We start from the raw sequence: 13077 nt of genomic DNA on the forward strand, positions 1-13077 counted from the left end.
GCTCAAAATATCAAGAAAATAGCGATAAAGCTATTTTTGTTACGTTTTTTTAAGCTATTTTTTAATTTATTTAATAAAATCCAAATTAAAAAGCCTATTTATGGTTTAAATAAAAAAATAAACCCCAAATTATATCGAGGTTTGTCATCAATCTGAAAACCCAGCAAATGCTGGGTTTTTTATTTTCTTTTCTATACATAACCATCATAACTATCAATATCTGCCTACCAACTTATTACCCATACTTGCATGTTAGCCTGCCTTTTTTACTATTTTAAATTAAGAATAACTTAAGCCCAAAATCATACAACTGATAGCAATTAAGATGGTTAGCTATTTAAAAGCACTCCTTGAAAAAATAAAAAAGCGCCAGTTGTTAACGGCGCTTTTGTCAGTAAACAAATAACTCTATTTCAAATATTGTTGTTCATAGGCTCTTGCTTTTTTGTCATCAAAAACATGTTCCCAGCGAGCTATAACAATTGCAGCTAATGCATTGCCAACCACATTAACAACCGTTCTACCCATATCTAAAATACGCTCTACCCCCATAATATAACCAATCCCTTCAAGGGGAATGCCAACACTGCCAAGGGTTGCGGATAACACAAGGATTGAAGCACCTGGTACTCCTGCTATACCTTTAGAAGCTATCATTAAGGTAATGACAACTATAATTTGATCTAAAATAGTTAAATCAATATGGAATAATTGGGCTAGAAAGATGACTGTAATACTTTGATAAAGCGTTGAGCCATCAAGATTAAATGAATAACCAGTTGGAATAACGAAACTTGTAATTGATTTTGGTGCACCATATGACTCCATTTTTTCAATAATTTTCGGTAATGCTGTTTCAGAGCTTGCAGTTGAAAATGCGATAACCAGTTCTTCTTTCAATATTTTTAGCAGTGTGAAAATATTAAAATGACAAATTTTACAAACAAGACCAAGTACCACTAATGTAAATATAATCATCGCTGAATAAACAGTTAGAATCAGTTTAAGTAGTGGTAATAAAGATTCAAAACCATATTTGGCAACTGTCACAGTAATGAGAGCAAATACACCAATTGGGGCATAACGCATAATCATGTTAGTAACTTTAAACATTGTGTCAGAGATAACCTTTAAGAAAAATACAAAAGGCTCGCGCTGTTTATCTGGTAACGACATTAGACCTAAGCCGAAAAAGACACAGAAAAAGATAACAGGCAATATAGCTCCATCAGCCATTGCTTTAAAGATATTTGCAGGAATCATATCAAGAATCATGACAATTAAGCCATGAGGTTTTCCACTTAATTCTTCAGCAGCCTTTGCATATTTGCTCACATCTGCTGTTGCAAGTGTTGAAGAGTCAATTCCCGCTCCCGGCGCAAAAATATTTCCCCAGCAAAGACCTAATAAGATAGCAATCGTGGTAATAATCTCAAAATAAAGTATTGTTTTTAGACCTAATGTCCCTAATCGTTTCGAACCACCAATACCAGCAATACCTAAAGTTAATGTACTAAGTATAATAGGCAAGACAATCATTTTAATTAAACGAATAAAAATATCGCCCGCTGGTTGGAAAATGTTGACTATCGAAAATTGATAATAAGAGTGTAAAGGGTGGCTAGGAGTAGAGAGTTCAAATAAATAAGCCCCCACCGCTATCCCTAAAATTAATGCAATCAAAATCTGCCATGCAAGATTAGTTAAGACTTTTTTTATTGAGAAAGACATGTAATTCTATTCCTTTTCACGATATTGGAAAACAAAAAAGGACTAGCAATACCGACTAATCCTTTTTTGTAATTAAAAATTATTATTCAGATTCTTGAGTGGAATCATCACTATCGTAAGCATCTTGAGATAATTCTGATTCAACTTCATCTTCCGTTTCAGCAATTCGCTGCAGTCCAACAACTTTTTCGTTTTCGGCTGTTCGAATCAGGGTTACACCTTGAGTATTTCGACCAACAATACTTACTTCAGATACTCGAGTACGCACTAAAGTACCTGCATCAGTAATCAGCATGATTTGATCGGTTTCTTCAACCTGTACTGCACCAACAACTGCACCATTTCGTTCGCTCACTTTAATAGATATCACTCCTTTAGTTGCGCGTGATTTAGTTGGGTATAACTCTTTCTCAGTACGCTTACCATAACCGTTTTGAGTTGCTGTTAGTATTGCACCATTTCCTCGAGGAACTATCAGTGATACGACTTTGTCATCGCCCTCTAACTTAATACCTCGAACGCCCGTCGCGGTTCGCCCCATGCAGCGAACTTTATTTGCTGGGAATCGAACAACTTTACCATTTGCAGAGAACAACATAATATCTTCTGTATTAGAGATTTGAGAAACTTCATCATCATTCTCAATCTCATCAACAATGGCATCATCATTAAGTTCTTCATCATCAACGGTATCAGACGTTTCATTACTCGTTAAATCAACGCCAATTAGCTCGTCATCATCACGTAAGTTAATCGCAATAATCCCCCCACTTCGAGGGCGACTAAATTCAATTAATGACGTCTTCTTAACGGTACCTTGCGCTGTTGCCATAAATACGCAATGTTCATCATCAAATTCTCTAACTGGTAGAATTGCGGTAATGCGTTCATTTTCTTCAAGCGGTAATAAATTAATTATTGGGCGCCCTCGCGAACCACGACTAGCTTCAGGAAGTTGGTAAACTTTCATCCAATACAATCTGCCACGGCTAGAGAAGCAAAGAATAGTATCGTGAGTATTAGCAACTAATAATTTTTCAACAAAGTCTTCTTCTTTAATTTTAGTTGCCGATTTACCTTTACCACCACGACGTTGAGCTTCATAATCTGAAAGCGGCTGATATTTGACATAACCTTGGTGCGAAAGCGTAACAACGACATCTTCTTGAGCTATTAAGTCTTCAATATTGATATCTGCACTGCTTGCCGTAATTTCAGTTCGCCTTGCATCTTGAAATTGGTCACGAACACTTTCTAGTTCTTCGCGAATCACTTCCATTAGGCGTTCTGAACTAGCTAAGATGCGCAATAACTCACCAATTTGAACTAATAGATCTTTATATTCATCAAGAATTTTTTCGTGTTCTAGGCCTGTTAAACGATGTAAACGAAGATCTAATATAGCTTGTGCTTGTGCCTCTGATAGGTAATAGTGCTCTTGGCAAATACCAAATTCTGGTGCTAAATCTTCAGGGCGAGCAACATCATTACCCGCCTTTTCAAGCATTGCAGCAACATTACCTAATTGCCAAGCTTGCGCTAATAATTTCGTTTTTGCTTCGCTAGGCGTTGATGCAGCTCGAATAAGTTCAATCACAGGATCAATATTAGCAAGTGCTATCGCTAAACCTTCTAATACATGAGCACGCTCACGAGCTTTACGTAATTCGTATATTGTTCGACGTGTTACTACTTCTCGACGATGAAGGACAAAAGCTTCAATCATGTCACGTAAGTTTAAAAGCTTTGGTTGACCTTTATGTAAAGCAACCATATTGATACCAAACGAAACTTGTAATTGAGTCAACGAGAAAAGATTATTTAATACAACTTCACCAACCGCATCTCGCTTGATTTCAATAACAATACGCATACCATCTTTGTCAGATTCGTCACGTAATGCTGAGATGCCTTCTACTTTTTTATCTTTAACTAATTCTGCGATTTTTTCAATCAATTTTTTCTTATTAACTTGATATGGGATCTCGTGGACTATAATGGTTTCCCGCCCACTATGATCATCGACTTCAATTGTCGCTTTAGACCGAATATAAATAATGCCACGACCTGTACGATAAGCATTTTCAATGCCTTTACGGCCATTAATTAATGCTGCGGTTGGAAAGTCTGGCCCATGAATATACTCCATTAAACCATCAACCGAAATATTTTCATCTTCAATAAAAGCTAGGCAACCATTAATAACTTCAGAGAGATTGTGTGGAGGAATATTTGTTGCCATACCAACAGCAATCCCTGAAGAGCCGTTAATTAATAAGTTTGGGATACGAGTCGGTAATACATCGGGGATCATTTCTGAACCATCATAGTTAGGTGAAAAATCAACTGTTTCCTTATCAAGATCAGTCAATAACGCCCCAGCAAATTTTTGCATCCGAATTTCGGTATAACGCATTGCCGCTGCTGAATCACCATCAACAGAACCGAAGTTTCCTTGACCATCAACCAACATATAACGTAATGAAAATGGCTGAGCCATCCGCACAATTGTATCATAAACAGCTGAATCACCATGTGGATGGTATTTACCGATAACGTCCCCAACAACACGAGCTGATTTTCGATAAGGTTTATTCCACTCATATCCCGCTTCATGCATAGCAAATAAAACACGCCTATGAACAGGCTTTAAGCCATCTCGGACATCAGGTAAAGCACGTCCAACAATAACAGACATTGCATAGTCAAGATAAGAGGATTTTAGTTCATCTTCAATATTAACGGGGGTTATTTCTTTGGCTAATTCGGTCATAACACCATGTTCTCTTATTAATTTAAGTCATCATAACAGGCTATAATATAGCATAAAAACGCTATTAATGCAGAACTAAACTGTTTTTATTTCAACTTATTCGCTATGAATAAACAATGTATTTTCAATTAATTGGCATAAGCAATTTAAAATCATTGCGTGCATTTCATATGCCATCACTTTGTTGTAAGATGGGACTCTTATTTCAATATCATTTTGCCCAAGCAAACCAATAACTTCGCCTCCATCAAAAGCAGTTAAAGCGACAATTTTCATGTCTTTAATTACTGCCTCTTGAACGGCTCGAATAATGGCTCTGCTATTTCCTTGGCACGTTGCTATAATTAAAACATCACTTTGCTGCCCTAATGCTTGAATTTGGCGAGCATAAATTTCTTCATGGTTGGCAATTGCACTTAATAAAACATTGTCCGATACAAGAGCTATTGCAGGAATGCTTGGTCTTTCGATATTAATACTGGTGATCAAACGCGAAGTAAAGCTTTGTACATTAGCAGCAGATGGGCCATTACCACAGCTCATTATTTTATTGCCATTAAGTAAACTCTCAACAATAATATTTGCTGCTTTTTCAATAGAATAACCAAGTGATTCTGCCATCACAATTTGAGTTTGAATACTTTCAGTAAAATAATTTTTAATTAAATCTTGCACGCTTTCACCCAAAAATTAAAATGCGTTAATAATCCATTTTTGACTTTTACCTGTAATAGCAAAAACATCAAACCTAAACTCTGTATCTTCAATATTTAAATTTTGCGTTATCATCCATTGCTGAGCAGCTTGCTTTATTTTATTTTGCTTATTTAACGTCACAGTCGTTTCAGCATGGCCAAAATTGGCATTTTTTCTATAACGTACTTCAATAAAAACAAGGCATTTACCATCTAGCATAATTAAATCAAGTTCACCAAAGCGAAATTGGGCATTATAGGCCAGAAGTTTGAGTCCTTGCTTAAGTAGGTATTGGCAAGCAATATTTTCATAATACTCACCAATTTGTTTTTTATTCGCTTTTCGAATCAGAGTTAGCTCCGCTATAAATGTATTGCTGCCAAGAGAGTGAGCGAGTCACTTCACATTGATCACTTGTTGATAATTTACCAGTCATACCATCTAGAAAATTGAGTTGATATGAATTGAGTTGATTAAATCGATTGGTAAGCCTCCACGCATCAATCCCCATGGCATATAAACGCATTAACGAATAATCTTTCTGAACATTGCTAGGTATCTTTGTATTCACATTATCCTTTTGAATCATAGGAATTTCAGCATATTCAGTTTTATTCATATCATAATAAAAATCATCAGAAGCATTAGCAACATGGCTTTTTGAGCTTGAATAAAGCATGACAGCAGATGAGTTACCAATATTCTTATTAGCGCCCATATCAAGCATTGGTTTTATCAACGTCAATTCATCATATGATGCGTAAATGTAAATAGCATCAAACCCAGCCGATATCATTTCACCTGATGATACTTCATCATTCGAAATAGGGCTTCCCGCAAGGCTAATACCGACATTGTGATTCATATTAGCACTTAGTGTTTTAGCGTTACCAAAATATTGTACGTAAGCTTGTGAACTATTTGCCGACAGTTGTGCCCATTGTGCTGCAAAGCTTTGCGCAACACGCCTTCCCAAATCATTTTGAGGCACTAATACCAGTGGTTTTATTTTATTTTGGGAATAAATATGGTCAGCTGCATCTTTTGCTTCATCTTCTGGAGATAAAGCAAAAAAACACATTTTATTAGCAGAAGTAGTTGTTTTATCAACTTTGTTCAAGGCTAAAACAGGGATAGCAGGCGCTAGCTCTTTTATTTTAGTTACTTCATTTTTTAATAAAGGACCGACAATTAATTCAACATGTTGTTCCTGTGCTTGCTGGATTAAAGCATCCATAGGAGCGCTAGTTGTATCGACTACAATTACATTTTGTTGCGGTTCTTGTGGAAAAAACTTTATAGCATCAATGTAACCTTGACGAATAGTTTCACCAAATATACGAGAAGAACCACTTAATGGTAACAATAAAGCAACCTTTTTTCCATTAGCATCAACTGCAAGCGTTTGTTCACCAGTCAATATTGATATAATTTCTTTAGCTGGATGATCAGGGTATTGTATAGCCCAATTATTAATGGCTTGTTTTAATAATTGCTTTTGATTTTGAGATTTTGTAGCAATTGTGTCTGGCGTATCATCATCTTGTGGAACAGGTACATCATTATTTTGTTGATAAGCATATGCCAAATCAATCCAACCTTGTAATGTAATGTCATCTTCACCCACTAAAACTTTACCAATTTTATCAGCCTTTAACTTACTAAAAAAATTCCATGTACTGTTTAATAGTTGCCTTTTTTCAGTTTCAGATACATATTTTTCTAATTGAAGATAATCATGAGCTTGGGCATTAATATCTTTACTATTTATATCTAAGCCTAATTTTATCATATAATAGCGATATAGCTGTGAGTTATTCAAATCAACAATCGTTAATTGATTAAGGTCAAATGGACGCCTTTTTTTTACAGCAATTTCACCTTGTGATAATAATTTTTCTTCTTTCTGTTCAGCATTAAGATCGGAAGGTAAATTTGATAATAATGTGTTTGCTTGTGTCAATTTATTTTCTTTTATTAGGGCTCGAATAGCTAATAATTGCCAATTAACTTTCACAGAGCCAGAACTATTATCTGCTTGTGATAAATAATAACTAGAATTTTTGTTATTATCAAAGCTAAGTGATTGCTTTGATGTTTCAAAAGTACATCCTGCCAAAAATGTAAATAGTGACATAATTAACATAATATAAAAGGAGCGTTTTAAATTCATACCCATTCTCTTGTAAGTTGTTATCCCCAAATTCGTTGTACATGAACGGTCACTTCTTCTCGATCATGATAAAGCTGCTTAGCCTGAATTTGTACATTGATTTTTTTATTATTTAATTCATCGTTTAACAATTGTAAACTTTGTTTTACTTCTTCATAACGCTTTTTCATTGGTAGTTTGAGGTTAAAAATAGCCTCTCTGCACCAGCCATTAATCAGCCATTTGGCTATTAATTCAGTTACCTTGGCTGGTTTTTCAACCATATCACAAACCAACCAGTAAATATTATGCTTTTTAGGCACAAATTTGAAGCCATCTTCACGATAATGTTTAACTTGCCCTGTTTCCATTAGTTTTTCATTCATAGCCCCATTATCAATGGCATAAACCATCATACATCTTTTAACCAACTGATAAGTCCAACCGCCAGGACAAGCACCTAAGTCAACCGCATTCATCCCCCCCTTTAAACGCTCATCCCATTCTTCATAAGGAATAAAAATATGAAAAGCTTCTTCTAATTTTAGTGTAGAACGGCTTGGCGCATCAGTTGGAAATTTTAGTCTAGGAATGCCCATATAAAAAGGTGAATTATTTTGGCTTAGCGAATAACCAACATAACAGCTATTATTATTGATAAAAAATAAGTGAATTACAGGTCTTAATGGATTTTGGACTTTTAATAAAATACGTTTACTGCGCAATGCTTGGCGAAGGGGAACAGTAAATTTTCGGCAAAATCCAGAAAGCACTTTGCCTTCATTTGAATCGGCAACTTCAACACGCAAATCGCCAGCTTTATCGATAAGACCAGCTAATGCATCAATAATAGGAGAAATTCGATCATTTGTCGGCAAATCTGTTAATAAATCGCCCGATACAAACATTTGTCTTGCAAAAATTAATGTTCGAAAAGCTAAATCTTTTATTATCAATTGTGCATCACTATCTTGATAACATTCAAAGACAACATAGCCACTGCTTTCTCTCACTTTTGCATAGCCGTATATTTCTTTTTTTGCTGCTCTATCGGTAATTTCTGCTGCACACTCTTTTTCAAATCCACAGCGACAATATAAAATAATTTTATTTAGTTTTTGCATATTGTAATTTTTACTCTTTCAACAAAAGCTATAAATAACAGCAATTTTAATCGGATTGAACATTATCGGTATATAAAGGAGCATCTCCCTTTGGGCGAGTTTTAAATCGCCGATGTAACCACATATATTGTTCTGGTGCTTTTAAAATTTCTTGCTCAATGACTTTATTCATAAAAGTAGCAGCACGTACATCATCATCTATTGGATAACCTTCCAGTTCTGAGGTAACGTAAACTGTGTAGTGACCATCCTTTTCACGTTTTGGCGTAAAGGGAATAATTGCAGGCTGACCTAATTTAACTAATATGCGAGTTCCCACCGTTGTTGCCACTTTTTCAACTGAAAATAGTGGTGCAAATACGCTATTTTTAGGACCATAATCGTGGTCAGGCGCATACCACAACAGCTCGCCATTTTTTAGTGCACGAATCATCCCTTTTGTGTTATGACGGTCTAGCATATATTTATTTGACTTGAGCCGACCTTTAAGTTGAACATAATCCATGACCGGATTATCATTGGGTCGATAAACACCTACACCAGGATGGCTCATTCCTAAAATACGAGCACCTAATTCCAAAGTTAAAAAATGAATGCCAATAAGCAAAACACCTTGGCCTGATTGTTGCACTTTTGTAATGTTAAAGTCGCCAACAATAGAAACATATTTCGCAAGCCGTTTATCTGACCAAAACCAAGCCATACCTGTCTCAAAAATAGCCAAGCCAGTCGAAATAAAATTTTCACGCAACATCTGCTCTCGTTCTTGTTGCGATTTTTTTGGAAAACAGAGCTTAAGATTTTGCCTTGCTGTTTCTTTACGTTTTCCGATCAGTCGCATTGAAAGTAAACCTAGTCCTTTACCAATTTGGTAAATAACTGGGTAAGGTAATAAAACAGTTACATATAAAACGCCGATACCAAACCACGTTAACCAATAACGAGGGTGCAGTAACCGTTTAGTAAAAATAGGGCGAATTTCCTGATTTGGGCTCATAGTAAGATCAAATAGCTATTTAAACAGTAGTAGATTATTATATACCATATCTTGATTTGCGAAGCAGAAAATAAAATACTTACATTTAAATAAATACTTCCTTTAATTTTTGTTTTGAGTAAAAATGATAATTTAAAATAAACATTAGGAAATAATTTGATTAATCCCTAATATTTATTTTCTCATTTTTATTTAGTAATAAAACATACACAAAATGTATCTATTTCCTAAAAATTCTTTACCAAGCTTTAAACTGCAACAGGGGCTTTAATCGCTGGGTAAGGATCATAATCCATAATTTCAAAGTCCTCAAAATTATAATCAAAAATTGTTGAAGGTTTACGTTTAATCATTAATTTTGGTAATACTTTTGGCTCACGACTTAATTGTAAATGGGCTTGTTCCATATGATTTGAATAAAGATGTGTATCACCACCGGTCCACACAAAGTCCCCCACTTGTAAGTCACATTGCTGTGCGATCATGTGAACTAACAAAGAATAGCTTGCAATATTAAAAGGCAACCCTAAAAATACGTCACAAGAACGCTGGTACAGCTGACAAGAAAGCTTACCATTTGCAACATAAAATTGGAAAAAAGCATGGCACGGTGCTAATGCCATTTTGTCTAATTCACCGACATTCCAAGCAGAAACAATCATACGTCTAGAGTCAGGATCATTTTTAATTTGCTCAATTAACTGCGAAATTTGATCTATTTGACGACCATCATCAGCACCCCATGCTCGCCACTGTTTACCATATACAGGACCTAAATCACCATTTTGATCAGCCCATTCATCCCAAATAGTTACTTTATTGTCTTTTAAATAGTTAATATTTGTGTCACCCTTCAAAAACCAAAGTAATTCATGAATAATTGAACGTAAATGGCATTTTTTAGTCGTCACAAGGGGAAAGCCTTCTTGTAAATTAAATCTCATTTGATGACCAAAAATAGATAGCGTTCCTGTGCCTGTTCGATCTGACTTAGAGGTACCCTCATCTAAAATTTTTTGCATTAACGCTAAATATTGTTTCATCGTATTTTTGCCTTCTTGTTAAATCTATACGCAAGTAAGATCATTAAAATGCCACCAATAATCATTGGTAAACATAGAATTTGCCCCATACTAAAAATATTTAAAAATAAACCTAATTGCTCATCTGGCTGTCTAAAAAATTCTATAACAAATCTAAATAAACCATAGCAAAGCAAAAATAACCCAGATACAGCCCCCGTTGGTCTTGGTTTTCGAATAAAAATATTTAAGATAATAAACAGCACAACACCTTCAAATAGCATTTCGTAAAGCTGCGATGGATGTCTTGGTAAAATACCATCTAACTGAGAATATAGAGAAAACCATTCTGGATGAGTCTGAACATACATAAAATCGGCATGCGAGGAAGCTGGAAATAGCATGCCTATAGGCGAATCAGTTACTCGTCCCCAAAGCTCCCCATTAATAAAATTACCAAACCGCCCAAACATCAGACCAATAGGAACTAGAGGAGCAACAAAATCGCCTACTTGCATAAAACTTTTATTTGTCTTTTTAGCAAAAATAGCAATAACACAAACAGCGCCAATTAAGCCACCATGAAAAGACATACCTCCTTCCCAGACTTTAAATAAAATCACAGGATCTTTAATAAAAGCATCAAGGTTATAGAAGAACACATAACCTAACCGCCCACCAATAAAAAGGCCTAAAAATCCCCAAAATAATAAATTTTCAACTTGCTGTGATGTCCATTGGCTATTCGGTTTATTTGCTCTGCGTTTAGCCAAGTAAAGAGCACCGAGTACCCCAAATAAATACATAGCACCATACCAATGAAGTGATATAGGTCCAATAGAAAAAACTATCGGATCAAAATTAGGAAATTGTAAATATTGATTCATTTTTTAATACGCTTTTTGTTTTTTCGTTTATGAGCAAAGAAGTTAAACCGTTTCTTTTTTGAAACATTAGTCATCGGGGGTGCAATTTCAGATTGTATAGTAAACACAGGTAAAGAAAATTCCTTCATTGCCTTTCTATAAACATCTCTTTTAAAAGCAATAACCTGACGAATAGGGTACCAATAACTTACCCATCTCCAATCATCAAATTCAGGTGTTGAAGACATATTGAGATTAATTGCTGACACATCAGATATCAATTCTAATAAGAACCACTTCTGCTTTTGACCAATACAAACTGGCTGATTTTCCCAACGGATCATCCTTTTGGGTAGTTTGTATCGCAACCAACCATTAGTAACAGATAAAATCTTCACATCTTTTGACGATAAACCAACTTCTTCATTTAATTCACGAAACATTGCCTGTTCAGGCGTTTCGTTTATTTTTATTCCGCCCTGAGGAAACTGCCAAGAATTTTGCCCATATCGACGAGCCCAAAGTACTTGACCATACCTGTTGCAAATAACTATTCCTACATTTGGACGGTAGCCATCATTATCGATCACTGACTACCTCAAAAAAATTATTTTTAATACCTAAATTGTTTCATACATGTGGCAATAAATAAATAAAAAAATGAATTAATCATGTAAATATATCTTTATATAAACTATATAATAGTTCATAAAAAGTTTGCTCAACAAAGTTACCTAATTTACCAACCCGCAAACTACTAGCGAGGATGTCGGTCAGCATAAAACTGTAGTTTTATTCACGTCGGTATTAAGCCAAACTTAGTAACCCCTGCCATCATTAAAATTTTTTCATCTCAATTAGGGAAAAACCTTTTATAACCAGTTGATGAACTAACAATCAACGTACTCTAAGTAAAAAGCTATTAGTATAATAACTGTCTTTTAACATTTGATATTTTTCATGCGCCGAAAATTGTGTCACAACATTAAACGGCTTATTAAAGGCAATTAGTGAACTCATTTCATTCCAACATCAATTCAACATCAACTTATCATCTTCAATCCGTTATTCTTCGGACTATCCGCTCTAGATATTACTATACAAATCAGAGCTCCATTAAATAAAATACCAAACGTAAAAAAGCCCAGCATCGCTGCTGAGCTTCACTAAATTTAAAAGTCTGGCGGCACCCTACTCTCACATGGGTAATACCCACACTACCATCGGCACTACGGCGTTTCACTTCTGAGTTCGGCATGGGGTCAGGTGGGACCACCGCGCTATTACCGCCAGACATATCCTGTCTTCTCTTCTCTCAATTACCATGTATTATCTCATATCCACAGCAATTGCTCAATCCGGAACAAACTGCTCTCTCATTTATTAAACAATTTAAAGTCAATCTCTCTAAATATATCAACTTCAATCATCCAATCGCGTAACTCCAAAACAACTCCGAGTTGTAAGGTTAAGACTCTCGGTTCATTAGTATCAGTTAGCTCAATGTATCACTACACTTACACACCTGACCTATCTACGTCTTAGTCTCAAACGGACCTTACTGAATCTCTTCAGGGAAAACTCATCTCAAGGCTAGTTTCGTACTTAGATGCTTTCAGCACTTATCTATTCCGCACGTAGCTACCGGGCAATGCAATTGGCATCACAACCCGAACACCAGCGGTGCGTTCACTTCGGTCCTCTCGTACTAGAAGC

Annotated in this window: 10 protein-coding genes and 2 rRNA genes; all 12 read right to left on the reverse strand. The window is 35.5% G+C overall.

Going from position 1 to position 13077, the window contains the following annotated elements; translation table 11 throughout:
• Positions 1-408 precede the first annotated feature (408 nt).
• Positions 409-1719: a glutamate/aspartate:proton symporter GltP gene (gene gltP, locus A9G40_RS05855; RefSeq protein WP_065582293.1), complete on the reverse strand. Its 1311-nt coding sequence runs from the start codon at positions 1717-1719 to the stop codon at positions 409-411.
• A 94-nt stretch (positions 1720-1813) separates the two neighbouring features.
• Positions 1814-4504: a DNA topoisomerase (ATP-hydrolyzing) subunit A gene (gyrA, locus tag A9G40_RS05860; protein WP_065582288.1), complete on the reverse strand. Its 2691-nt coding sequence runs from the start codon at positions 4502-4504 to the stop codon at positions 1814-1816.
• 96 nt (positions 4505-4600) lie between these two features.
• A complete protein-coding gene (locus A9G40_RS05865; protein ID WP_065568336.1) occupies positions 4601-5179 on the reverse strand; it encodes an SIS domain-containing protein in 579 nt (192 codons plus the stop codon).
• Between the two features lie 15 nt (positions 5180-5194).
• Positions 5195-5566, reverse strand: a complete 372-nt coding sequence (locus tag A9G40_RS05870; RefSeq protein ID WP_218057389.1) for a YraN family protein — start codon at positions 5564-5566, stop codon at positions 5195-5197.
• Entirely contained in the window at positions 5532-7373 is a 1842-nt protein-coding gene (locus tag A9G40_RS05875; RefSeq protein WP_065582289.1) for a penicillin-binding protein activator, read from the reverse strand. Before A9G40_RS05875 ends, A9G40_RS05870 begins: the two co-directional genes overlap by 35 nt.
• A gap of 20 nt (positions 7374-7393) precedes the next feature.
• The gene (rlmM, locus tag A9G40_RS05880; RefSeq protein ID WP_065582290.1) at positions 7394-8476 is read right to left on the reverse strand and encodes a 23S rRNA (cytidine(2498)-2'-O)-methyltransferase RlmM; all 1083 of its coding nucleotides are present in this window, start codon (positions 8474-8476) and stop codon (positions 7394-7396) included.
• A gap of 46 nt (positions 8477-8522) precedes the next feature.
• Positions 8523-9473 (reverse strand): LpxL/LpxP family Kdo(2)-lipid IV(A) lauroyl/palmitoleoyl acyltransferase, encoded by a 951-nt coding sequence (gene lpxL, locus A9G40_RS05885; protein WP_065568311.1) that lies wholly within the window; start codon positions 9471-9473, stop codon positions 8523-8525.
• Positions 9474-9721: 248 nt separating this feature from the next.
• Entirely contained in the window at positions 9722-10516 is a 795-nt protein-coding gene (gene thyA, locus A9G40_RS05890) for a thymidylate synthase (RefSeq protein ID WP_065582291.1), read from the reverse strand.
• Complete coding sequence (gene lgt / locus A9G40_RS05895; protein WP_065582292.1) at positions 10513-11382, reverse strand: prolipoprotein diacylglyceryl transferase; 870 nt, start codon at positions 11380-11382, stop codon at positions 10513-10515. The genes thyA and lgt overlap by 4 nt, the downstream gene beginning before the upstream one ends.
• Positions 11379-11951 (reverse strand): RNA pyrophosphohydrolase, encoded by a 573-nt coding sequence (gene rppH / locus A9G40_RS05900; RefSeq protein WP_065568308.1) that lies wholly within the window; start codon positions 11949-11951, stop codon positions 11379-11381. The genes lgt and rppH overlap by 4 nt, the downstream gene beginning before the upstream one ends.
• Positions 11952-12539: 588 nt before the next feature.
• A 5S ribosomal RNA gene (gene rrf / locus A9G40_RS05905) occupies positions 12540-12655 on the reverse strand.
• A gap of 170 nt (positions 12656-12825) precedes the next feature.
• A 23S ribosomal RNA gene (locus A9G40_RS05910) occupies positions 12826-13077 on the reverse strand; the annotation flags it as partial.

The organism is Gilliamella sp. Nev3-1 (assembly GCF_001690435.1).
Taxonomy (GTDB): domain Bacteria; phylum Pseudomonadota; class Gammaproteobacteria; order Enterobacterales; family Orbaceae; genus Gilliamella; species Gilliamella apicola_C.